The sequence below is a fragment of the Ottowia sp. genome (assembly GCF_035444425.1).
GTDB lineage: Bacteria > Pseudomonadota > Gammaproteobacteria > Burkholderiales > Burkholderiaceae_C > Ottowia.
The window spans coordinates 1-21,907 of record NZ_DAOMOQ010000002.1 but is presented as its reverse complement, the minus strand read 5'-3'; the positions used below and the strand labels follow the sequence as shown (position 1 = coordinate 21,907).

21 protein-coding genes, 1 tRNA gene and 1 riboswitch are annotated in these 21,907 nt (G+C 68.8%); of the genes, 16 read left to right on the top strand and 6 right to left on the bottom strand.

What is annotated here, in order from left to right; translation table 11 throughout:
• The first annotated feature begins 3 nt into the window (after positions 1-3).
• A complete protein-coding gene (locus PK606_RS01105) occupies positions 4-195 on the top strand; it encodes a hypothetical protein (RefSeq protein ID WP_324559675.1) in 192 nt (63 codons plus the stop codon).
• Between the two features lie 102 nt (positions 196-297).
• Here the strand turns inward: PK606_RS01105 and PK606_RS01100 are convergent, their stop codons facing one another.
• Positions 298-1,275 carry an NADPH:quinone oxidoreductase family protein gene (locus PK606_RS01100; RefSeq protein WP_324559673.1) on the bottom strand — a complete coding sequence of 326 codons (978 nt, stop codon included), beginning with the start codon at positions 1,273-1,275 and terminating at the stop codon, positions 298-300.
• Positions 1,276-1,429: 154 nt separating this feature from the next.
• On the opposite strand from PK606_RS01100, the gene surE reads away from it, so the two are divergent.
• The 4 genes from surE to rlmD all read left to right on the top strand — a co-directional run bounded on the left by surE (position 1,430) and on the right by rlmD (position 5,446).
• Positions 1,430-2,206 (top strand): 5'/3'-nucleotidase SurE, encoded by a 777-nt coding sequence (gene surE, locus PK606_RS01095; RefSeq protein WP_324559939.1) that lies wholly within the window; start codon positions 1,430-1,432, stop codon positions 2,204-2,206.
• Positions 2,206-3,012 carry a protein-L-isoaspartate(D-aspartate) O-methyltransferase gene (locus PK606_RS01090; protein WP_324559671.1) on the top strand — a complete coding sequence of 269 codons (807 nt, stop codon included), beginning with the start codon at positions 2,206-2,208 and terminating at the stop codon, positions 3,010-3,012. Before surE ends, PK606_RS01090 begins: the two co-directional genes overlap by 1 nt.
• 20 nt (positions 3,013-3,032) lie before the next feature.
• Positions 3,033-3,878, top strand: coding sequence for a peptidoglycan DD-metalloendopeptidase family protein (locus tag PK606_RS01085; RefSeq protein WP_324559669.1), 846 nt, complete (start codon positions 3,033-3,035; stop codon positions 3,876-3,878).
• Positions 3,879-4,000: 122 nt separating this feature from the next.
• Positions 4,001-5,446 carry a 23S rRNA (uracil(1939)-C(5))-methyltransferase RlmD gene (gene rlmD / locus PK606_RS01080; protein ID WP_324559667.1) on the top strand — a complete coding sequence of 482 codons (1,446 nt, stop codon included), beginning with the start codon at positions 4,001-4,003 and terminating at the stop codon, positions 5,444-5,446.
• Positions 5,447-5,637: 191 nt separating this feature from the next.
• Here rlmD and PK606_RS01075 read toward each other — a convergent pair whose 3' ends face one another.
• Complete coding sequence (locus PK606_RS01075) at positions 5,638-5,850, bottom strand: Lar family restriction alleviation protein (protein WP_324559665.1); 213 nt, start codon at positions 5,848-5,850, stop codon at positions 5,638-5,640.
• 266 nt (positions 5,851-6,116) lie between these two features.
• Positions 6,117-6,192 (bottom strand) — tRNA-Asn (locus PK606_RS01070).
• A gap of 202 nt (positions 6,193-6,394) precedes the next feature.
• Positions 6,395-6,506: riboswitch (TPP riboswitch) on the top strand.
• Between the two features lie 77 nt (positions 6,507-6,583).
• On the opposite strand from PK606_RS01070, the gene thiC reads away from it, so the two are divergent.
• The 7 genes from thiC (at position 6,584) to PK606_RS01035 (ending at position 14,554) form a co-directional block, all read left to right on the top strand.
• The gene (gene thiC / locus PK606_RS01065; RefSeq protein ID WP_324559663.1) at positions 6,584-8,464 is read left to right on the top strand and encodes a phosphomethylpyrimidine synthase ThiC; all 1,881 of its coding nucleotides are present in this window, start codon (positions 6,584-6,586) and stop codon (positions 8,462-8,464) included.
• A gap of 63 nt (positions 8,465-8,527) precedes the next feature.
• Positions 8,528-9,673 (top strand): FAD-dependent oxidoreductase, encoded by a 1,146-nt coding sequence (locus PK606_RS01060; protein ID WP_324559661.1) that lies wholly within the window; start codon positions 8,528-8,530, stop codon positions 9,671-9,673.
• Entirely contained in the window at positions 9,670-9,891 is a 222-nt protein-coding gene (gene thiS / locus PK606_RS01055; protein ID WP_324559659.1) for a sulfur carrier protein ThiS, read from the top strand. The genes PK606_RS01060 and thiS overlap by 4 nt, the downstream gene beginning before the upstream one ends.
• 4 nt (positions 9,892-9,895) lie before the next feature.
• Positions 9,896-10,723, top strand: a complete 828-nt coding sequence (locus PK606_RS01050) for a thiazole synthase (RefSeq protein ID WP_324559657.1) — start codon at positions 9,896-9,898, stop codon at positions 10,721-10,723.
• 126 nt (positions 10,724-10,849) lie between these two features.
• Positions 10,850-12,481: a bifunctional hydroxymethylpyrimidine kinase/phosphomethylpyrimidine kinase gene (gene thiD, locus PK606_RS01045; protein ID WP_324559655.1), complete on the top strand. Its 1,632-nt coding sequence runs from the start codon at positions 10,850-10,852 to the stop codon at positions 12,479-12,481.
• A gap of 53 nt (positions 12,482-12,534) precedes the next feature.
• Positions 12,535-13,380, top strand: coding sequence for a bifunctional hydroxymethylpyrimidine kinase/phosphomethylpyrimidine kinase (gene thiD, locus PK606_RS01040; protein ID WP_324559653.1), 846 nt, complete (start codon positions 12,535-12,537; stop codon positions 13,378-13,380).
• 64 nt (positions 13,381-13,444) lie between these two features.
• Positions 13,445-14,554: an NAD(P)/FAD-dependent oxidoreductase gene (locus tag PK606_RS01035; protein ID WP_324559651.1), complete on the top strand. Its 1,110-nt coding sequence runs from the start codon at positions 13,445-13,447 to the stop codon at positions 14,552-14,554.
• A 117-nt stretch (positions 14,555-14,671) separates the two neighbouring features.
• Here PK606_RS01035 and PK606_RS01030 read toward each other — a convergent pair whose 3' ends face one another.
• Entirely contained in the window at positions 14,672-15,520 is an 849-nt protein-coding gene (locus tag PK606_RS01030; RefSeq protein ID WP_324559649.1) for a SirB1 family protein, read from the bottom strand.
• A gap of 62 nt (positions 15,521-15,582) precedes the next feature.
• Positions 15,583-17,136, bottom strand: a complete 1,554-nt coding sequence (gene murJ / locus PK606_RS01025; protein WP_324559647.1) for a murein biosynthesis integral membrane protein MurJ — start codon at positions 17,134-17,136, stop codon at positions 15,583-15,585.
• Between the two features lie 144 nt (positions 17,137-17,280).
• Here murJ and rpsT point away from each other — a divergent pair, with 144 nt between their 5' ends.
• Positions 17,281-17,589: a 30S ribosomal protein S20 gene (gene rpsT, locus PK606_RS01020; protein WP_324559937.1), complete on the top strand. Its 309-nt coding sequence runs from the start codon at positions 17,281-17,283 to the stop codon at positions 17,587-17,589.
• Between the two features lie 139 nt (positions 17,590-17,728).
• Here rpsT and PK606_RS01015 read toward each other — a convergent pair whose 3' ends face one another.
• Positions 17,729-18,055 (bottom strand): DUF3579 domain-containing protein, encoded by a 327-nt coding sequence (locus PK606_RS01015; RefSeq protein ID WP_324559645.1) that lies wholly within the window; start codon positions 18,053-18,055, stop codon positions 17,729-17,731.
• A gap of 209 nt (positions 18,056-18,264) precedes the next feature.
• On the opposite strand from PK606_RS01015, the gene PK606_RS01010 reads away from it, so the two are divergent.
• The 3 genes from PK606_RS01010 to guaA all read left to right on the top strand — a co-directional run.
• The gene (locus tag PK606_RS01010; protein WP_324559643.1) at positions 18,265-19,461 is read left to right on the top strand and encodes an aspartate aminotransferase family protein; all 1,197 of its coding nucleotides are present in this window, start codon (positions 18,265-18,267) and stop codon (positions 19,459-19,461) included.
• A gap of 20 nt (positions 19,462-19,481) precedes the next feature.
• On the top strand, positions 19,482-20,399 hold the full coding sequence (gene argF, locus PK606_RS01005; protein ID WP_502920768.1) for an ornithine carbamoyltransferase: 918 nt from the start codon (positions 19,482-19,484) through the stop codon (positions 20,397-20,399).
• A gap of 4 nt (positions 20,400-20,403) precedes the next feature.
• The coding region (gene guaA, locus PK606_RS01000; RefSeq protein ID WP_324559639.1) for a glutamine-hydrolyzing GMP synthase at positions 20,404-21,907 on the top strand (1,504 nt) is incomplete at its 3' end.

Sequence of the window (21,907 nt, the reverse complement as noted above, 5' to 3'; positions counted from 1 at the left end):
GCCATGCGGGGACTTGACGCATCCGTGCTTGGTATCTTCCTGTTCGTGCTGTGCGGTGTCGGCAGCTTCCTGCTTGGGCGCCATTTTTCGCGCGGCTGGCGCGAACGGCGCCGCGCCAAGGAGCAGGCTGCCGCACGCGCCAGGGAATCGCGTCAACAGCGGCGCGCGCGGGAACGGCGCGAGCGGCCACGCTGATCCAGCCGAACCCATGGGGGCGGCGGTTGCCGCGAAGAAGTGTTCGCGCGGTCGGCGAAGCGCTTGATGGCGGTTGCTGCCGCGCTGACAGAAAAGCAGCCGTCAGGAATTGACCAGCACCAGCTTGCCCTTGACCTGGCGCGACGCCATGCGCGCGTAGGCGGCTTTCAGCTCGCTCATCGGCATGGTGGTGTCGATGGCCGGCTTGAGCTTGCCCTGCATGTACCAGCCCACCAGCTCCTGCAGCATGGCTGCATTGGCCTGTGGCTCGCGGCGGGCGAACTCGCCCCAGAACACGCCGACGATGCTGGTGCCCTTGACCAGCGGCAGGTTGATGCGGATGGCAGGGATCTCGCCGGCCGTGAAGCCGATCACCAGGTGCCGGCCACGCCAGGCCAGCGAGCGCAGCGCCGGTTCGGTGTACTCACCGCCGACCGGGTCGTAGATCACGTCGGGGCCCTTGCCGCCGGTCAGTTCCTTCAGCCGTTCGCGCAGATCCTGCGTGCTGTAGTTGATGGTCTCGTCAGCGCCCAGTTGCCGGCAGAAATCGCACTTCTCGTCGGTCGATGCGGCGGCAATCACCCGGGCGCCGGCCAGCTTGGCAATCTGGATCGCCGACATGCCGACGCCGCCGGCGGCGCCCAGCACGAGCACTGTCTCGCCGGGCTTGAGCTGGCCACGGTCCAGCAGCGCGTGGTGACTGGTGCCGTAGATCATGGTGAAGGCGGCGGCATGAACCGGGTCGAAACCCGGCGGCAGTGGCAGGCATTGCCGGGCTGGTGCCAGCGTGTGGGTACCGAAGCCGCCGGTGCCCGCCAGGCAGGCCACCGCCTGGCCGACCTGCAGGCCGGTGACACCTTCGCCGACCGCCTCGATGACACCGGCGTACTCGGCGCCGGGCACGAACGGCAGTTCCGGCTTCAGCTGGTACTTGTTCTGCACGATCAGCAGGTCGGGAAAGTTCAGGCTGGCGGCCTGGATGCGAACCAGCACCTGGCCCTTGCCCGGCTGCGGCGTCGGCAATTCCTTCCAGGTGAGCGCGTCGACGCCGATCGGGTTTTCGCAGAGCCAGGCGTGCATTCAGGGATCTCCTATGCGGTGTACAAGGGGTGGGCTGGGCGATCATAGAAGCGTCGGCGAAAGCGCGCCTGTCCCAGGGGCGACGCCCAGCCCCCACGCGGCAGCCGGCGCGGAGCGCAAGCCTACAATCGGTTGCATCCGCCTTCCCCTCATGATGAAGATCCTGCTCAGCAACGACGACGGCTACCAGGCCACCGGGATCGTGGCCCTCCACGAGGCGCTGCAGGCCCTGCCCGGCGTGCAGGTCGAGGTGGTGGCGCCCGAGCACAACAACAGCGCCAAGTCCAACGCGCTGACGCTGAATGCGCCGCTGTACGTGTACCAGGCGGCCAACGGTTTTCGCTACGTCAACGGCACGCCGGCCGACTGCGTGCACATCGCGCTGACCGGCCTGCTGGGCTACCGGCCCGACCTGGTGGTCTCGGGCATCAACAACGGCGCCAACATGGGCGACGACACCATTTATTCGGGCACCGTGGGCGCGGCGATGGAGGGTTATCTGTTCGGCATCCCGGCGATCGCGTTTTCGCAGATCCAGAAGGGCTGGGCCCACATCGATGCCGCCGCCGCCAAGGCGGCCGAACTGGTGCAGCGCATCGGCGCGCACCAGGCCGAAGGTGGTGCGCCGTGGCTGCTGAACGTGAACATCCCGACGCTGCCGCTGGAGCAGATCAAGCCACCCAAGGTGTGCCGGCTCGGTCGCCGGCATTCGGCCGAGAAGGTCATCACCATGCAAAGCCCGCGCGGCGACACCATGTACTGGATCGGCGGTGCCGGCGCAGTGGCCGATGCCGGCGAAGGCAGCGACTTCCACGCCACGGCCGACGGTCACATCGCGATCACGCCGCTGAAGGTCGACCTGACCGACCACGACGCGCTGGCCTTCTGGGCCCAGGGCCTGAAGCACATGCTGGGCGGAGCGCCCGACTGATGGCAGCGCCGCCGCAGCGCCCAGGGTTTCCGGCGCGCATCGACCTCGGCGGCTCCAGGCCCGCCGTCGCGCGTCCGCAGCTGGCGCGCCGCCCGAGCAGTGCCGACCTGCCGACCGTGCCAGGCGTCACCGGGCCCGGCTTGCCACCGGTGCGCGATGCCATTCCGGCGCGCGCCCGCATGGTGCAGTTGCTGGCCGCTGACGGCATCAGCGAACCGCAGGTGCTGCGCGCCATGGGCGCGGTGGATCGGCACCGCTTCGTCGACAGCGCGCTGGTGCCGCAGGCCTATGAAGACACGGCGCTGCCGATCGGCCTGGGCCAGACCATCTCCAAGCCCAGCGTGGTCGCGCGCATGGTCGAGCTGCTGCTGCAGGGCGGCCTGCGCGGGCCGGACGGCCGGCTGGGGCGCGTGCTCGACATCGGCACCGGCTGTGGCTACCAGGCCGTGGTGCTGGCCCAACTGGCCAGCGAGGTCTACAGCATCGAGCGCCTGCGCGAGCTGCACGAGAAGGCGCGCGCCAACCTGCGGCCGCTGCGCATCGCCAGCGTGCACCTGATCCTGGGCGACGGCATGGCGGGCTTCGACAAGGGCGCGCCCTACGCCGGCATCATCGCGGCCGCCGGCGGCGAGGCCGTGCCCGATGCCTGGATCGACCAGCTCGCCTACGGCGGACGCATCGTGGCGCCGGTGGCGCTGGCCGCTGGGCAGCAGGCGCTGATCGTGATCGACAAGTCGCGCCAGGGCGTGCAGCAGACCATTCTGGAAGCCGTCAACTTCGTGCCTCTAAAATCCGGGGTTGCTTGATGCGTACAGGAAATCTCGTTATGCAATTGACAGGTCGCAAGTCTTGGACCCTGATGTCGCTGGTGCTGGTGGCGGCCTTGGCCGGATGCACCAGCACTTCCATGACCCGGGCCCCGGTCGAGGACCGTGGCAGCGCAGGCGCTAGCGCACGCGTCGACCCGGCCACGCTGCCGGGCGCCGAGAATGCCGGCAAACCCGGTTACTACACCGTCAAGGCCGGCGATACCGTGATGCAGATCGCCCGTGATCACAACCAGAACTGGCGCGACATCGCGCGCTGGAACAACCTGGAGAACTCCAACCTGATCGAGGTCGGTCAGGTTCTGCGCGTGGTGCCGCCGGCCGTGGCCAGTGCGTCGGCACCTGCGCCGGCCAAGCCGCCGGTGCCGGTGGCCACCCAGACCACCCCTGGCGTCGCCCCGGTGGCGCCGGCCGTAGCGGTTGCACCGGCACCCGCGCCGGCACCGACTTCGGCGCCACCGCCCACCGCTGGCGCCGACGATGTCGATTTCATCTGGCCCGCCAATGGCACGCTGGTCGCGGGCTTTGACGAAGTCAAGAACAAGGGCCTGGGGATCGGCGGCAAGGCCGGCGACCCGGTGTTGGCCGCCGCCGACGGCCGCGTCGTCTACGCCGGTGCCGGCCTGCGCGGTTATGGCAACCTGATCATCCTGAAGCACAACAACACCTTCCTCACCGCCTACGCCCACAACCAGTCGCTGCTGGTGAAGGAGGACCAGAACGTCAAGCGCGGCCAGAAGATCGCCGAGATGGGCTCGACCGACGCCGATCGCGTCAAGCTGCATTTCGAGATCCGCCGCTCCGGCAAGCCGGTCGACCCGGCGCGCTACCTGCCGCCGCGCTGATTGATCTGCGGCTCGTCGGCGGGCGCTCGGTCGGGCGCCCGTTGCCGTTTCCGACGCCGTTGTTCCCGCCAGCGCGGGAACAGTGGATGCACCCGCAGGTGCCATGAGCGCACTATGTCCCGATGACTCAACAAGCCGACAGTCCTGGCCTCGCCGCCGCCGACCTGCCCGACGGCTGGCTGCACGTCGATGCGATCGATCTCGACGCGCAGGGCATCGCCCGCCGGCCGGATGGCAAGGTGGTGTTCATCGATGGCGCGCTGCCGGGCGAATTGGTGTCGGCCAGCGTGCACCGGCGCAAGAACCACTGGGAAGCGGCGACGCTGACCGAGCTGCACCGCGAGAGCAGCCTGCGCGTGCGCCCGCGCTGCCCGCACTTCGGCCTGCACCAGGGCGCCTGCGGCGGCTGCAAGATGCAGCACCTGGAGCCGTCGGCGCAGGTCGCCGTCAAGCAGCGCGTGCTGGAAGACAATCTGTGGCACCTGGGCAAGGTCAGGCCGGAGCTGATCCTGCGCGCCATCGAGGGTCCCGCCTGGGGCTACCGCTACCGCGCCCGCCTGTCGGTGCGCCACGTGCAGAAGAAGGGCGAGGTGCTGATCGGCTTCCACGAGCGCAAGAGCCGCTACGTCGCCGACATGCGCGAATGCCATGTGCTGCCGCCGCACGTCAGCGCGCTGCTGCTGCCGCTGCGCGCGCTCATCATGGGCATGGACGCGCGCGACACCTGCCCGCAGATCGAGCTGGCCTGCGGCGACGAGGTCACCGCGCTGGTGCTGCGCCACCTGCAGCCGCTGTCCGATGCCGATAGCGCCCGGCTGCGCGCCTTTGGCCACCAGCACGGCGTGCAGTGGTGGCTGCAGCCCAAGGGTCCGGATACGGCGCACCTGCTCGACGAAGGCGGGCCCGAGCTCGGCTACGCGCTGCCCGAGTTCGGCCTGCGCCTGCCTTTCAAGCCGACCGATTTCACCCAGGTCAACCCGCACATCAACCGCGTGCTGGTCAGCCGGGCGTTGCGACTGCTGGGCGCCCGCCGTGACGAGCGCGTGATCGACTGGTTCTGCGGCCTGGGCAACTTCACGCTGCCGATCGCCACCCAGGCGGGGCGGGTGCTGGGTGTGGAGGGCAGCGAGGTGCTGGTGGTGCGTGCGCGCGAGAACCTGCGCCAGCCCCGCGACGACCAATGGCCGGCACTGGCGCCGACCGAGCTCGTCGCACGCAACCTGTTCGACATCACCGCAGCGCAACTGCTGGCCGTCGGCGCCGCCGACCGCTGGCTGGTCGATCCGCCGCGCGAAGGCGCCTTCGCCCTGGTCAAGGCGCTGGCTGCCATCCACCAGGCGCGCACCGGTGCCGCTGATGCCGATCCGCTGCCGCTGGGCCACGATACCTGGCAACCGCCGCGTCGCATCGTCTACGTCAGCTGCAATCCCGCCACCCTGGCGCGCGACGCCGGGCTGCTGGTGCACCAGGCGGGCTATCGCTGTGTCGCAGCCGGTGTGGTCAACATGTTCCCGCACACCGCGCATGTGGAGAGCATGGCGGTGTTTGACCTGGCGGACTCAGCCTGAGGGCAAGTGTGGGCAGCGCGCAGCTTGGTGTGGGCGGCGCGCAGCTTGTGATGAGCGGGAGTTGCCTCTGAAGCTCCATTGCGCCGTATTGAAGTCGCTCAAGGGTGGTGCGGCCTGGTGCCCGTGCAAGGTGCCAACGACGACCGTGCGAACAGCCCGCGCCGTCTCGAAGAGAAGTCGCGCGACGGCCGTTACTTCTTGACCAGCTTGCCGTACGCCGCGCGTGATGCCTCGATCGCGCGGCGCTCGGCTTCTTGTGCCGCACGGGTCTGCGAAAGGTCGCTGAGCAGCATCGACGCGTTGCACGCGCTACAAATCACCGTGTCGCTCGGGTTCACGTGCTCGGTATCGACGAATTCATTGCCGCCGCACTGCGGGCAGCGCAGCGAAAGCGATTTCTTCATGGTGAAGAGGCCTCCGATGGGTGCTGAGTGGACCCGCCCATTCTAGGGACGTCCCCTTTGCCGCGCAGATCGTGTGGTCGGAGCTGGCGATGAGCCGGGCTTGCCGCGCGGCCCTCAGCGGCGGATTCAAAGGCGGCGAACTCCTTATCTCACCCCATGGCACGCGGGCCATCAAAACCCAGTCGTGAAGCCTACAAGAGGCCTACATTGCCTAGAAAAAGAACAAGCCCGCTAGCGTTTCCGTAGCGGGCTTTCTTTAGTGTAGCTGGCTCCCCGACCTGGGCTCGAACCAGGGACCTGCGGATTAACAGTCCGTCGCTCTACCGACTGAGCTATCGGGGAATAAGCCTTGCATTGTAGCCCGGATTTTGGGTTTCTGGAAAGAGGATCGCCAGGATTTTTCGGCTTGCGCAAGCAACGTTTCGATCGGGATCACGGCAGGCCGCGCTCGTTGGTCTGGCGAACGGCATGCATGCATGCCAGGCGCCCAGGCAAGTGGCGCGGGTCGATGCAAGCACGGACCCGCATTTGGCGCTATCATGGGCGCCACACTCCGGGGTGCGCGCGCAAGCGAGCTGAGACGGCTGAATCATGCAGCCGAACCCGTCAACTTGATCCGGCTAGTACCGGCGTAAGGAAGAGCAGCACCGAGAGCGCAGTTCCCTGTTCATCAGGCCAACGCGCAGCAGGCGGCCCCGGAGAGTCCTTGAAACGAGACCACAGGAGACCGCGGATGAACGCCCCCGACAAATTTGCCCAGTTGCTCACGCTGACGCGCGAGCCGTTTCCGGCTTCCACCAAGGCCTATCTCGAAGGCTCGCGGCCGGATGTGCGCGTGCCGGTGCGCGACATTCGCCTGACCAACGGCACGCAGGTCAGCGTGTACGACACCAGTGGCCCATACACCGACCCGCAGGCGGCCATCGATGTCCGGCGCGGCTTGCCGGCGCTGCGCCAGGGCTGGATCGACGAGCGTGGCGACACGGAAAGCTACGAAGGGCGCCTGGCGCAGATCCTGGACGATGGCGGCAAACATGAAGGACGCGACGGCGAGCGCATCGAGCAGTTGCGTCGCGAGGCCGCTGGCCTGCAGCGCCAGCCGCGGCGCGCCAAGGCAGGCGCGAACGTGACGCAGATGCATTACGCCCGCAAGGGGATCATCACGCCCGAGATGGAGTACATCGCGCTGCGCGAGAACGGGCGCATGGAGTGGCTGGCCGAGTACCTGGGCCAGCCCAAGCGCGAGGCGCGCCGCCGCGGCAACCCGATGGGCGCGCAGATTCCCGAGCGCATCACGCCGGAGTTCGTGCGCGACGAGGTGGCGCGCGGCCGCGCCATCATTCCGGCCAACATCAATCACCCGGAGAGCGAGCCGATGATCATCGGCCGCAATTTCCGCGTGAAGATCAACGCCAACATCGGCAACTCGGCCGTCACCAGCAGCATCGAGGAAGAGGTCGAGAAGCTGGTGTGGTCGATCCGCTGGGGCGGCGACACGGTGATGGATCTGTCGACCGGCAAGAACATCCACACCACGCGCGACTGGATCATCCGCAACAGCCCGGTGCCGATCGGCACGGTGCCGATCTACCAGGCGCTGGAGAAGGTCGGCGGCATCGCCGAGGACCTGACCTGGGACATCTTCCGCGACACGCTGATCGAGCAGGCCGAGCAGGGCGTGGACTACTTCACCATCCACGCCGGCGTGCGCCTGCCGTTCATCCACCTGACCGCCGAGCGCGTGACCGGCATCGTCAGCCGTGGCGGCTCGATCATGGCCAAGTGGTGCATCGCACACCACAAGGAAAGCTTCATCTACACGCACTTCGACGAAATCTGCGAGATCATGAAGGCGTACGACGTCAGCTACAGCCTGGGCGATGGCCTGCGGCCGGGGTGCGCCGCTGATGCCAATGATGAGGCGCAGTTTGCCGAACTGCGCACGCTGGGCGAGCTGACTAAAGTAGCCTGGAAGCACGACGTGCAGACCATGATCGAAGGCCCTGGCCACGTGCCGATGCACATGATCCAGGAGAACATGACCGAGCAGCTCAAACACTGCGGCGAGGCGCCGTTCTACACGCTGGGCCCGTTGACCATCGACATCTCGCCCGGCTACGACCACATCGCGTCGGCCATCGGCGCCGCGATGATCGGCTGGATGGGCACGGCGATGCTGTGCTACGTGACGCCCAAGGAACACCTGGGCCTGCCCAACCGCGACGACGTCAAGCAGGGCATCATCGCCTACAAGATTGCCGCCCACGCGGCCGACGTAGCCAAGGGGCATCCGAGCGCTCGCGCGCGCGACGACGCGGTCAGCAAGGCGCGCTTCGAGTTCCGCTGGGAAGACCAGTTCAACCTGGGGCTCGATCCCGACACCGCACGCGACTTCCACGACGAGACGCTGCCCAAGGACAGCAGCAAGACGGCCCACTTCTGCAGCATGTGCGGGCCGAAGTTCTGCTCCATGAAGATCACCCAGGACGTGCGCGACTACGCGGCCACCCTGGGCGTGAGCGAGCAGGAGGCGCTGCAGGTCGGCATGGACGAGAAGTCGAAGGAGTTTGCCGCCAAGGGGGGTGAGTTCTATGTGCCGATCGAACCAGCCTGAGGCTCATAGCCGACGCGCGCCTTGCGCAGGCATGCCTGTGGCGGCCGGGATCGGAGTCGAACCATGAGTGCTTCACGAACCATCGGTATCGCCGGCGCCGGCCTTCTGGGCCGGCTGCTGGCCTGGCGCCTGTCGCTTGCGGGGCACCGGGTGTCGGTGTTCGACCCGGCGGCCAGCGAACAGCCCGTGCCGCGCAGCCAGGCGCAGGAGCGCTACCTGCCGACGGCGACGGGGTTCACGGCAGCCGGCATGCTGAGCCCGATATCCGAGCTGGACAACGCCGAGCCGTCGGTGGCCGCGCTGGGTTGGCAGTCGCTGGCGCTGTGGCCGCGCATCGCCGCTGCCCTGCCCGGCACGCCGAACGTCACGGTGCGCGGCAGCCTGCTGCTGGCGCACCGGTCGGATCTGGGCGCGGCGCAGCGCGTGCTCGACCGGCTGCGCGCCGGCATGGCCACGCCTGAATGGCGGCGCCTGAGTCCGGTCGACAGCGTGCAGCCGATCGACGCCGCCGCGCTGCGCGACCTCGAGCCGGCGATCCAGGGCCCGGCGCAGGCCTGGTTACTGCCGGGTGAGGGCTTCATCGACACGGTCGGCGTCATGCTGGCCCTGCAAGCCGGCGCCAAGGACGTGGACTGGCATTGGAACCAGACCGTGCAGGCGGTCACCGGCGGCGCACAGGGCGGCAGCCTGCGCCTGGCCGATGGCCGCACGCAGGTCTTCGATGCCGTGGTCGACGTGCGCGGTGTCGGTGCCAGGCCGGACCGGCCGGTGCGCGGCGTGCGTGGCGAGGTGCTCTGGCTCGACTGCCCCGGCCATGGGCTGACGCGCTCGGTGCGCCTGCTGCATCCGCGCCACCGTGTCTACATCGTGCCGCGTAGCGAGCGCGATGTGCTGGTGGGCGCCAGCGAGATCGAGAGCGAGGACCGTTCGCCGGTCAGCCTGCGCACCGCCACCGAACTGATGGCCGCCGCACACAGCGTGCTGCCGGCGCTGGCCGAGGCGCGCATCCTGAAGCTGGATGTCAACCTGCGTCCCGCGCTGCCGGACAACAACCCGCTGCTGGAGTGGCAGGACCGCCGGCTGACCATCAACGGTCTGTTCCGCCACGGCTGGCTGCTGGCGCCGGCGCTGGTGGACCAGGCGCTGCGGCAGACCGGGTGGTGTGACGGCCTGGCACCGGCGGCGCTGGCGGAGGTGCCGAGCGCATGAACACGACCGCCAGCACGCAGATCGGCATCCGGCTCGATGGCCAGCCGCATCGGCTGGCACCGGGCACGACGCTAGCGCAACTGGTTGCCGCGCTGGGACATGAGGAGCAGGGGGTCAGCACGGCGGTCAACGGCGAGTTCGTGGCGCGCAGCCAGCGTGAGCGGGTGCTGCTCGAGGGTGACCAGGTGCTGCTGTTTCAACCGATCGTGGGTGGGTGATGGCATGAATGCGAGAGTCGACGTGTTGCAGAAGAATCGGGACGCCTGGGCGGTGGGCGAGGTGCAGCTTGACAGCCGCTTCCTGCTCGGCACCGCCGGCTACCCGTCACCGCAGGTGCTGGCCGATGCGATTGCCGCCTCGGGCGCGCAGATCATCACGGTGGGGCTGAAACGCCAGCTGGCGGCGGCCGGCGACAACGGCTTCGTCGAGATCATCCGCGCCGCCATGAAGGCGCACGGCGCGCGCCTGCTGCCCAACACCGCCGGCTGCACCACGGCGCGCGAAGCGATCCAGCTCGCTCACATGGCGCGCGAGCTGTACGACACGCCCTGGGTCAAGCTGGAAGTGGTGGGCGACGAGTACACCCTGCAGCCGGACCCGATCGAGCTGGTCGAGGCAGCGCGGCAGCTGGTCAAGGACGGCTTCACCGTGTTTCCGTACTGCACCGACGACCTGGTCACAGCCAAGCGCCTGCTGGACGCCGGCTGCCCGCTGCTGATGCCCTGGGGCGCGCCGATCGGCTCCGGCCAGGGGCTGGTCAACCCGTTCGCGCTGCGGCTGCTGCGCGAGCGCCTGCCCGACGTGGTGCTGATCATCGATGCCGGCATCGGCGCGCCCAGTCACGCGGCGCAAGCGATGGAGATGGGCTACGACGCCGTGCTGCTGAACAGCGCCGTCAGCCAGGCCAGCGACCCGGTGGGCATGGCGGCGGCTTTCAGGCAGGCCATCGAGGCCGGTCGCGCGGCGCGCCGAGCGGGGGTCATGGCCAGGCAGGACTTCGCGGTGGCGACGACGCCGGTCACCGGCAATCCGTTTCTCATCGGCGGCTGATGAGCTCGCTGCGTTCAGTGACTTGGCCGCTGCGCGGCATCGATGACGAAGCGAGTGCTTCGGTCGTTCCGTCCGTGATGCGCCGCCGGATCATGTCGCGCCGCGGCGCCATCGGCAGGGGTGCTGGTGGACACTGAACCGCGCCGCCCTATCGTCTGGAGCATCGCCGGCAACGACAGCGGTGGTGGTGCCGGCCTGAGCGCGGACCAGCGCGCCGCCGAAGCCTTCGGCGCGCACCTGTGCCCGGTCGTGGTGGCCGTCACGGCGCAGAACTCGGTCGGCGTGACGCGGGTCGAGCCGGTGGCGCCGGACCTGCTGGAGGCGCAACTGGCGGCGCTGTTCGACGACATGCCGCCCGCAGCGGTCAAGACCGGATTGCTCGGCAGCGCCGACAACGTTGTTCGCGTCGCCCGCTGGATCGACCGGCTGCGTGCGCACGATCCGCGCGTGGCGCTGGTGGTGGACCCGGTGCTGGGCGCGTCCACCGGCGCGGCCTTCGCGGACGAGGCGGTGCTGCGTGCCTACGTCGAATGGCTGCTGCCGCGCGCCACCATCGTGACGCCGAACGAGCGGGAGGCACGGCGCCTGGCGGCGACCTCACCGGCAGACCTTGCGGTATCAAGCCTTGCGGCCATCGCCCAAGGCCTGCGCGCTGCGGGCGCCCAAGCCGTCGCCATCACCGGTGGCGACGACCACGCCAGCCACGGGCTCTCGCTCGACTGGATCGATACCGGGCACGCCAGTGGCTGGCTGGCGCTGCCGCGCATCGACACGCCGCACAGCCATGGCACCGGCTGCACCTTCGCCACCAGCGCCGCCTGCGCGCTGGCACTGGGTTTCGTGCCGGCCGATGCGCTGGTGCTGGCCAAGATGGCGACCACCCAGGCGCTGCGCCATGGCCATGCCGCGGGGCAGGGCGCGGGTCCGGTGGCGGCGCGGGCCGGGTTCGCCGGCGATCCGGCACTGCTGCCGTGCCTGTCGTGGGGCGATGAGGTGATTTCCGGGCGTTGCGGCTACTCGAACGACCGAGATGGACTGCAGGTCGCCGCGGCCCAGCCCGACCTGGGCATCTACGCCATCGTCGACTCGGCCGAACGCGTGCGCCAGGTGGTTGCCGCCGGCGTGAGGACCGTGCAGTTGCGCATCAAGACGCCCGACGCGCCCGATCCCGCGTGGCACGCCGCGCTGCGCGATGCGGTCAGCGAATCGCTGGCGGCCTGCCGCGCCGTCGGCGCCACGCTGGTGGTCAACGACCACTGGCGCCTGGCCGCGGAGCTGGCGGCGGGCGACACGCGCGGTCTGGCCGTGCACCTGGGACAGGAGGATCTGCTGGCGCTGGGCGCCACCGGCCGTGCCGACCTGGCGGCCAGCGGCCTGCCGCTGGGCATCAGCAGCCACAGCCTGTGGGAACTGGCGCGCGCCCGAACCCTGGCGCCCTGGTACGTGGCCTGCGGGCCGGTGTGGCCGACGCTGACCAAGGCCATGCCCTGGCTGCCGCAGGGGCTGGACAACCTGGCCTGGTGGGTGCACATGGCGGGTGTGCCGGTGGTGGCCATCGGTGGCATCCTCGAACCCGAACAGCTGAGTCAGGCGGCGCGCAGCGGTGCCAGCGGGGTGTGCGTGGTGCGCGGTTTGGGCGATGATCCGGCGCTGAGCCTGCCTTTGTGGCAAGCTGCGCTGCAAGCCGGCCGCGCCGACGCGCGCCTGCCGGTGCCGCGGCTGCCGCATCCGTCGCTGCAGGCAGCCACGTTGCACTGAAACGCGACGCCCGGGTCTGCTCACCCGATGTACCCGAAAGAGGATGGCCGATCATGAAGAAAGCCGACCGCGTGCAGGAATACGTCCGCATCCTGACGATTGCCGGCTCCGACTCGGGCGGTGGCGCCGGCATCCAGGCCGATCTCAAGACCTTCGCTGCGCTCGGCTGCTACGGCATGAGCGCCATCACCGCGCTGACGGCGCAGAACACCCAGGGTGTGAGCGCCATCCACGCGGTGCCGCCGGAGTTCCTGGTGGCGCAGATCGATGCCGTGGTCGGCGACATCGGCGTGCACGGGGTCAAGATCGGCATGCTGCATTCACCCGAGATCGTGCACGCGGTGGCGCAGGCGATCGACCGCCATGCGCTGCCGCACGTGGTGCTGGACCCGGTGATGGTGTCGATCACCGGGGCGCCCCTGATCGAGCCGCCGGCGGTGCAGGCGCTGGTTAGCGAGCTGTTTCCGCGCGCCCGCCTGGTCACGCCCAACCTGGACGAAGCCACGCTGCTGCTGGGCCGTCCCGTGCAGGATACCGGCGACATGCTGGGCGCCGCGCAGGCGCTGCTGCAGATGGGTGCGCACGCCGTGCTGCTGAAGGGCGGCCACCTGCCGGGTCCCGAGGTGCACGATCTGCTGCTGGCGCGCGGCCTGGAGCCGCACGTGATGCAGGCGCCGCGCGTGGAGACCGGCAACCTGCACGGCGCGGGCTGCACGCTGTCGTCGGCGCTGGCCGCCTTCCTGGCCCAGGAACTGCCCTTGCCGCTGGCCGCCGAGGCGGCGCACAGCTACGTGCTGGATGCCATCAAGGAAGGCGCGCTGGTGAACACCGGACACGGCCGGGGGCCGCTCAACCATGGCTTCTCGCCGCGGTCCGCGCTGCTGCGCACGCTGCGCTAGCGGCGCGCAGGTCTCGCCGCACCGGGCCTGAGCACGCCATCACCATGCTGCAGGGAGTTCAGGCATGAGCGCGGAAGCGGTGGACGCCGTCGTCATCGGCGCCGGCGTGGTGGGGCTGGCGGTGGCGCGCGCGCTGGCCCTGCAGGGGCGCGAGGTGATGCTGCTGGAAGCGGCCGAGAGCTTCGGCACCGGCACCAGTGCGCGCAACAGCGAGGTCATCCACGCCGGCATCTACTACCCGCAGGCTTCTCTGAAGGCGCGGCTGTGCGTGCGCGGCAGGCAGCTGCTGTACGACTACTGCGCCGAGCGCGGCGTCGAGCACCGGCGCTGCGGCAAGCTGATCGTCGCCACCAGCGCGGCGCAGGTCGATGAGCTGCAAGCCATCCAGGCGCGCGCGGCGGCCAATGGCGTGGCCGATCTGCAGTGGTTGACCCACGAACAGGCGCTGGCGCTGGAGCCCCGGCTGGAATGCCAGGCGGCGCTGCTGTCGCCCTCGACCGGCATCGTCGACAGCCATGGCCTGATGCTGTCGCTGCTGGGTGATGCCGAGCATGCGGGCGCCGTGCTGGTCACGCACGCCGAGGTGGTGGCGCTCGCTGCCAGCGCGGACGGTATCCGGGTGAGCACGGCGGATGGGACGGCGTTGCAGGCGCGCCTGGTGGTCAACGCCGCCGGCCTGCATGCGCCGCTGCTGGCGACACGCACGCGCGGACTCGACCCGCGCCTGGTGCCGCACGCGTACTTCGCCAAGGGCAACTACTTCAGCCTGAGCGGGCGCGCGCCGTTCACGCACCTGATCTACCCGGTGCCGGAGCCCGGCGGGCTGGGCGTGCACCTGACGCTCGATCTTGGTGGCCAGGCCAAGTTCGGCCCGGATGTGGAGTGGGTGGCTTCGGCGGATGACCTGCGGGTCGATCCGGCGCGCGGCGGCGCCTTCCATGCCGAGGTGCGCAAGTACTGGCCCGGCCTGGCCGATGGCGCGCTGCAGCCGGACTACGCCGGCATCCGGCCGAAGATCAGCGGCCCGGGCCAGCCGGCGGCCGATTTCGTGATCCAGGGGCCGCGCGAGCACGGCATCGCGGGTCTGGTCAACCTGTTCGGCATCGAGTCGCCGGGGCTGACGAGCTGCCTGGCGCTGGCCGAGGCGGTGCTTGAGGTGGTGATGGCGTCCTGAGTGGGCGTTATGTCTTGGTGTGGGCTGTGGGAGCGGCGGCAGCCGCGAATGGAGGCCGCCTCCACCGCAAACGCCCATTCGCGGCTGCCGCCGCTCCCACACATGGTCAACCCGGGCTCAGCTCGCGCCCTCGAGCTCGGCCAGCCGATCCGCCATCAGCGCGCGGTCGGCGGCGTCGGTGGCTTCGCGCAGGTACAGGCGCAGGTCGGCGCGCGCGCGTTCGCGCTCGCCCAGCTCGGCCAGCGCCAGGCCGCGGTCGCGGTATTCCTCCCAGGCGCGCGGCAGCAGCGTGACCAGCCGGTCCTGCACGGCGACGAAACGCGCCCAGTCCTTCTGCGTGCGGTGGATTTCCTGCAGGTTGTGCAGCATGCGCGACAGGATGCGGCGCGCGCCGGCCGGCTGCAGGTACAGCGCCAGCGGCACCTCGCCGCCCATGGCGCTGACCCCCTTGGGCTGGAAGGCCTCGATGCGCTCCAGCAGTTCCTCGCGGCTCAGCGAGGTGCCGGTGAACGGATCCACCACCACGCGACCGTCGCCCAGCTTGACCTGGACCAGGAAGTGACCCGGAAAGCTCACGCCTTCGGCCTGCAGCGTCAGGCCCTGGGCCAGCTCCAGCCACAGCACGGCGAGCGAGATCGGGATGCCGCGGCGGGTGTTCAGCACCACGTGCAGGTAGCTGTTGTCCGGGTTGTAGTAGTCGTTGACGTTGCCGGCGAAACCCAGGTCGCCGAAGAAGAACTGGTTCAGGGTCTGCAGCCGATCCATGGAGCTGGCGCCGGGCGCCACGCGGCGCTTCAGACGCACCATCAGTCGGTCGGTATCGGCCAGCACCTGCTGCACGTCCAGGCCCGGATACTCGTCCTGCGCCAGGCTGGCCGCAGCCTCGAGCAGCGGCAGGCGCTCGTCGGCCTGTACCAGAGCGGCGAAATAGGCCAGCGGGGTCGGCGTGGACAGATCCAGCTTCATGGCCGCTGTTGTAGGCCGCCCGGCCGCCGGCGTCAATGCGGAACAACCGCTGTTGTGCCGTCTTAGCGCCGCAACAATTGACGCAGATTAAGCCCGGACACCAGAAGGGCGCCAAAGTAGACTGCGGCGGCGCCCGTCACCAGCAGCCCCAGCAGGCCGGCGCGTGGCAGCGCGGCGGTGCCGATCCAGTCGAAGCTGCGCGAGCCCCAGACCAGGAAGGCACTCATCAGCAGCGTGGCGCCGACCACCTGGGCGCCGAACACGCCCCAGCCGACGTGCGGCCGGTAGCTGCCGCGCCGGATCAGGCCGCGCAGCAGCCACAGCGCGTTGATCAGGCCACCGAGTCCGATCGACAGTGTCAGCGCCGCATGTTGCAGAAACGGCACGAAGAGGGCGTTGAACAACTGCGTGATGACCAGCACCACGATTGCGATCTTGACCGGCGTGCGGATGTCCAGGCTGGCGTAGTAGCCCGGCGCCAGCACCTTCACCGCCACCAGCCCCAGCAGGCCGATGCCGTAGAAGGCCAGCGCCAGCGCCGAACGCTCGACGTCGTCGGCCGAGAACAGGCCGTGGTGGAACAGGGTGGCGATCAGCGGTGTGGCGAAGGTCAGCAGCGCGGCGGCGCAGGGCAGCGCCAGCAGCAGCACCAGACGCAGGCCCCAGTCGAGCATCTGTGAATAGCGCGCGTCGTCGCCGCTGGCGCGCGCGGCGGCGAGTTGTGGCGTCAACACCACGCCCAGCGCCACGCCGAGCAGTGCGGTGGGAAACTCCATCAGCCGGTCGGCATACCAGACCCAGGTCACGCTGCCGGCCGCCAGGTAGGAGGCGATCTGGGTGTTGATCAGCAGCGAAAGCTGCGCCACGCCGACGCCCAGCAGCGCCGGCAGCATCAGCGACAGCACCTGGCGCACGCCGGCGTCGCGCCACGCGGCGCGGATCCGACTCCAGCTGGCGCCGATGCGCGGCAGCAGCCCGCGCTTGTGCAGCGCCGGGATCTGCACGCCCAGCTGCAGCACGCCGCCCACCATCACGCCCAGCGCCATCACGTAGATCGACTCGATGCCGAGCCGCTCGAACCAGGGCGCGCCCAGCCAGGCCGCCACGATCATCGAGATGTTGAGCAGCACCGGCGTCGCCGCCGGCAGGGCGAAATGCTTCCAGGTGTTCAGGATGCCGGCCGAGAACGCCACCAGCGACATGCAGGCGATGTAGGGGAACATCCAGCGCGTCATCAGCACGGCGGCGTCGAAACTGCTGGCGTCCAGGCCGCTGGCCAGCGCCAGCACCAGCAGCGGCGCCGCGATCACGCCGACGATGCTGGTCAGCACCAGCACCCAGGTCAGCGCGGTGCCGACGGCGTCGATCAGCCGCCTGGTGGCCTCGTCGCCGTCGCGCGCCTTGCTCGAGGCCAGCACTGGCACGAAAGCCTGGCTGAACGCGCCCTCGCCGAACAGCCGCCGCAGCAGGTTGGGGATGCGGAAGGCGACGTTGAAGGCGTCGGTCAGCCCGCTGACACCGAAGGCCGAGGCCATCAGCAGGTCGCGCACCAGCCCCGTGATGCGCGAGGCCAGCGTCAGCAGGGATACGGTGGAAGCGGCTTTGAACAGGCTCACGAAACGGGGCGCAAGGGCTTTCGACTGGGGCGTGAGTGTAGTCCCCGCGCCCGGTCGTGCGCCGGCCCCTGGCCAGATCGGCCGGCAAAGAGTAGAATGCGCGGTTCTGCCGACAACATCCGCAAACCTCAAAGGAATACTTCAATGGCCGCTGGAAAGCCGAAGAAAAAGAACCCACGCCTGGCGTCGGGGCGCAAGCGCGCACGCCAGAACGTGAAACTCAATGCCGCGAACACCTCGCTGCGCTCGAAATACCGCACCTCGGTGAAGAACGTCGAGAAAGCCGTTCTCGCCGGTGACAAGGAGAAGGCACAAAGCGCCTTTGCCCTGATGCAGTCGGTGGTCGACACCATCGCCGACAAGGGCATCTTCCACAAGAACAAAGCCGCCCGTGACAAGAGCCGCCTGTCGGCCAAGGTCAAGGCGCTGGCCCAGGCGCAAGCCGCCGCCTGATCGGCTGATCAGGCAAACCCGCCCGCGAGCGGCGTTCGATACCGAATCCGCCCGCGCCGTTTGTTCAGGGTGCGCTGTCCGCAGAATCGAGAAAACCGCCTTCGGGCGGTTTTTTCATGGGTGTCGTGCGGGATCCGGGTCAGCGCGCGCCGGGCTCGGGCAGCAGGCAGGCCTCGATTACCTGCAGTTCGTTGTCCCTGGCGAAGTTCATCACGAAGTCCCAGGCCATCGGTTCGTGGTTGCGCAGTGCGCGGTTGACCACCACGCACTTGGCGCCGTCGAGCGTGGTTGGCACGCACCAGGGTGAGTAGCGGATGTGGCTGCCGGGGCCGGCCGCGCCGCCGGGCCGGAACTGCGCCATCACGCCGGCCAAGCGCTCGGCCCAGTCGCTCGGGCGGAAGGTACGCCCGTCGCGCGTGACGCCGCGGATGAAGACCTGGTCACTGGAGGGTGTGGCCGCCGTCATTGTCTGCGCTAACTCCTCGACATCGCACGCCGAATGCCGCATGCATCAGGCAGCCAAGAATTATATCTTATATAAGACTGAAGCCGTATGACCTGCGCATGACAGCGATGCCGAGATCGCAACAAAGGCGCTGCGGGCAGGGCCTAGAATGCAGACTCAACGGGCCGCGTTGGCCCGATTCTTTTTTGCTTTCCTGACAGGAGCCTGCCGTGACCGCGCACATCGAAGCCGCCTCGCCGCACACGATGAACACCTACGCCCGCCTGCCGATCGCGATGGAGCGCGGCCAGGGCTGCCGGGTGTGGGACGTCAACGGCAAGAGCTACCTCGACGGCCTGGGCGGCATCGCGGTGAACACGCTCGGTCACGCGCATCCGAAGCTGGTGCCGGCACTGCAGGAGCAGATCGGCAAGCTGATCCACACCAGCAACTACTACCACGTGCCCAATGCCGAGAAGCTGGCAGCCAAGCTGAGCGAACTGGCCGGCATGACCAACGTGTTCTTCTGCTGCACCGGTCTGGAGGCCAACGAGGCGGCGCTGAAGCTGGCGCGCAAGTTCGGCCACGACAAGGGCATCGAGCGGCCCGAGATCGTGGTCTACGAGAAGGCCTTCCACGGCCGCAGCATCGCCACGCTCAGCGCCACCGGCAACCCGAAGATCCAGCAGGGCTTCGGTCCGCTGGTGGATGGCTTCATCCGCGTGCCACTGAACGACATCGAGGCGCTCAAGCAAGCCACCGAGGGCAACCCGAACGTGGTGGCGGTGTTCTTCGAGACCATCCAGGGCGAGGGCGGCGTCAACCCGATGCGCATCGACTACCTGCAGGCGGTGCGCAAGCTGTGCGACGAGCGCGACTGGCTGATGATGATCGACGAGGTGCAGTGCGGCATGGGCCGCACCGGCAAGTGGTTCGCGCACCAGTGGGCCGGCATCGTGCCCGATGTGATGCCACTGGCCAAGGGCCTGGGCTCGGGCGTGCCGATCGGCGCCGTGGTCGCCGGGCCGAAGGCGGCTAACATCTTCCAGCCCGGCAACCATGGCACCACCTTCGGCGGCAATCCGCTGGCCATGCGCGCGGGCGTCGAGACCATCCGCATCATGGAAGAGGAAGGCCTGCTGGACAACGCGGCCCGGGTCGGCGCGCACCTCAAGGGCGCGTTCGAGAAGGCGCTGGCCGGCAACGCCGGCGTCAAGGAGGTGCGCGGCCAAGGCCTGATGCTGGGCATCGACCTGGCCAAGCCCTGCGGCGTGCTGGTGCAGCGCGCCGCCGACGCTGGGCTGCTGATCTCGGTCACCGCCGACAGCGTGATCCGGCTGGTGCCGCCGCTGATTCTGAGCGAGACCGAGGCCGACGAGATGGTGTCGATCCTGGTGCCGCTGATCGAGGCCTTCCTGAACGAGTGAGCCCCACCATGAGCGCGCCGATCAAGCATTACCTGCAATTCGCCGACTTCACGGCCGAGGAATACGCGTACCTGCTGCAGCGTGCCGCGCTGATCAAGCGCAAGTTCAAGGCCTACGAGAAGCACCACACGCTGCACGACCGCACGCTGGCCATGATCTTCGAGAAGGCCAGCACGCGCACGCGCGTGAGTTTCGAGGCCGGCATGTACCAGATGGGCGGTTCGGTGGTGCACCTGACCAGCGGCGACAGCCAGCTCGGCCGCAGCGAGCCGATCGAGGATACGGCGCGCGTGATCAGCCGCATGACCGACATCGTGATGATCCGCACCTTCGAGCAGGCGCGCATCGCGCGCTTCGCCGAGTTCTCGCGCGTGCCGGTGATCAACGGCCTGACCAACGAATACCACCCATGCCAGATCCTGGCCGACGTCTTCACCTACATCGAGCACCGCGGCTCGATCGCGGGCAAGACGGTGGCCTGGATCGGCGATGGCAACAACATGGCCAATACCTGGGCCCAGGCCGCCTCGCTGCTCGATTTCGAACTGCGCGTGAGCACGCCGCGCGGCTATGAGGTCGACAGCCAACTCGCCACGCTGAACGGCGCGCCCGCCAAGGGCTGGCAGAGCTTCGCCGACCCGCGCGAAGCCTGTGCCGGCGCCGACCTGGTGACCACCGACGTCTGGACCAGCATGGGCTACGAGGCCGAGAACGAGGCGCGCCGCAAGGCCTTCGCCGAGTGGTGCGTCGACGCCGACATGATGGCTGCGGCGAGGCCCGACGCGCTGTTCATGCACTGCCTGCCGGCGCACCGTGGCGAGGAAGTCACCGCCGAGGTCATCGACGGCCCGCAGTCGGTGGTCTGGGACGAGGCCGAGAACCGCATGCACGTGCAAAAGGCGTTGCTCGAATACCTGCTGCTCGGTCGCCTCGATTGAAACCATGGCCCACGACAAGATCCTCATCCTCGATTTCGGCTCCCAGGTCACCCAACTCATCGCCCGCCGGGTGCGCGAGGCGCACGTGTACTGCGAGGTGCATCCCTGCGACATGAGCGACGACTGGGTGCGCGAGCAGGCGGCCGACGGCGCGCTGAAGGGCGTCATCCTGTCGGGCAGCCATGCCAGCGTGTACGAGGTCGATGACCACGTGCCGCAGGCCGTGTTCGAACTCGGCGTGCCGGTGCTCGGCATCTGCTACGGCATGCAGACCATGGCGCAGCAGCTCGGCGGCCAGGTGGAGGCTGGACACCAGCGCGAATTCGGCTATGCCGAGGTGCGCGCGCGCGGCCACACGGCACTGCTCAAGGGCATCGCCGACTTCACCACGCCCGAAGGCCACGGCATGCTGAAGGTGTGGATGAGCCACGGCGACAAGGTCAGCGAGCTGCCACCTGGCTTCAAGCTGATGGCCAGTACGCCGAGCTGCCCGATTGCCGGCATGGCCGACGAGGAGCGCCGCTTCTACGGTGTGCAGTTCCACCCCGAGGTCACGCACACGGTGCAGGGCAGGGCGCTTCTGAACCGTTTCGTGCTCGACATCTGCGGTGCGCGGGCCGACTGGGTGATGCAGGAGCACGTTGAGGAGGCCGTGGCCGCGATCCGCGCCCAGGTCGGCGACGAGGAAGTGATCCTCGGCCTGTCGGGCGGCGTCGATTCGTCGGTGGCCGCGGCGCTGATCCACCGCGCCATCGGCGACCAGCTCACCTGCGTGTTCGTCGACCATGGCCTGCTGCGCCTGAACGAGGGCGACATGGTGATGGACATGTTTGCCGGCAAGCTGCACGCTCGCGTTGTGCGCGTCGACGCCAGCGAGCTGTTCCTGAATGCGCTGGCCGGCGTGATTGATCCCGAGCAGAAGCGCAAGACCATCGGCCGCCTGTTCGTCGACGTGTTCAAGGCCGAGGCCGAGAAGCTCAAGGCCAGCGGCGCCGGCCACAAGGGGGCGACCTTTCTGGCGCAGGGCACGATCTACCCCGATGTCATCGAATCCGGCGGTGCCAAATCCAAGAAGGCAGTGGTCATCAAGAGCCACCACAACGTCGGCGGCCTGCCTGAGCAGCTCGGCCTGAAGCTGCTGGAGCCGCTGCGCGACCTGTTCAAGGACGAGGTGCGCGAACTCGGCGTCGCGCTCGGCCTGCCGCACGACATGGTGTACCGCCATCCGTTCCCAGGCCCGGGCCTGGGCGTGCGCATCCTGGGTGAGGTGAAGAAGGAATACGCTGACCTGCTGCGCAAGGCCGACGCCATCTTCATCGAGGAACTGCGCTCGACCATCGAGCCGCATTCGCAGAAGAGTTGGTACGACCTGACCAGCCAGGCTTTCACCGTATTCCTGCCTGTCAAGAGCGTCGGCGTCATGGGCGACGGCCGCACCTACGACTACGTCGTGGCCCTGCGCGCCGTGCAGACCAGCGACTTCATGACCGCCGACTGGGCCGAGCTGC

Bases quoted from the DNA above. Each gene is read 5' to 3' on its own strand.
- PK606_RS01105 (WP_324559675.1), top strand. From the start codon at position 4: ATGCGGGGACTTGACGCATCCGTGCTTGGTATCTTCCTGTTCGTGCTG.
- PK606_RS01100 (WP_324559673.1), bottom strand. From the start codon at position 1,275: ATGCACGCCTGGCTCTGCGAAAACCCGATCGGCGTCGACGCGCTCACC.
- surE (WP_324559939.1), top strand. From the start codon at position 1,430: ATGAAGATCCTGCTCAGCAACGACGACGGCTACCAGGCCACCGGGATC.
- PK606_RS01090 (WP_324559671.1), top strand. From the start codon at position 2,206: ATGGCAGCGCCGCCGCAGCGCCCAGGGTTTCCGGCGCGCATCGACCTC.
- PK606_RS01085 (WP_324559669.1), top strand. From the start codon at position 3,033: ATGCAATTGACAGGTCGCAAGTCTTGGACCCTGATGTCGCTGGTGCTG.
- rlmD (WP_324559667.1), top strand. From the start codon at position 4,001: ATGACTCAACAAGCCGACAGTCCTGGCCTCGCCGCCGCCGACCTGCCC.
- PK606_RS01075 (WP_324559665.1), bottom strand. From the start codon at position 5,850: ATGAAGAAATCGCTTTCGCTGCGCTGCCCGCAGTGCGGCGGCAATGAA.
- thiC (WP_324559663.1), top strand. From the start codon at position 6,584: ATGAACGCCCCCGACAAATTTGCCCAGTTGCTCACGCTGACGCGCGAG.
- PK606_RS01060 (WP_324559661.1), top strand. From the start codon at position 8,528: ATGAGTGCTTCACGAACCATCGGTATCGCCGGCGCCGGCCTTCTGGGC.
- thiS (WP_324559659.1), top strand. From the start codon at position 9,670: ATGAACACGACCGCCAGCACGCAGATCGGCATCCGGCTCGATGGCCAG.
- PK606_RS01050 (WP_324559657.1), top strand. From the start codon at position 9,896: ATGAATGCGAGAGTCGACGTGTTGCAGAAGAATCGGGACGCCTGGGCG.
- thiD (WP_324559653.1), top strand. From the start codon at position 12,535: ATGAAGAAAGCCGACCGCGTGCAGGAATACGTCCGCATCCTGACGATT.
- PK606_RS01035 (WP_324559651.1), top strand. From the start codon at position 13,445: ATGAGCGCGGAAGCGGTGGACGCCGTCGTCATCGGCGCCGGCGTGGTG.
- PK606_RS01030 (WP_324559649.1), bottom strand. From the start codon at position 15,520: ATGAAGCTGGATCTGTCCACGCCGACCCCGCTGGCCTATTTCGCCGCT.
- rpsT (WP_324559937.1), top strand. From the start codon at position 17,281: ATGGCCGCTGGAAAGCCGAAGAAAAAGAACCCACGCCTGGCGTCGGGG.
- PK606_RS01015 (WP_324559645.1), bottom strand. From the start codon at position 18,055: ATGACGGCGGCCACACCCTCCAGTGACCAGGTCTTCATCCGCGGCGTC.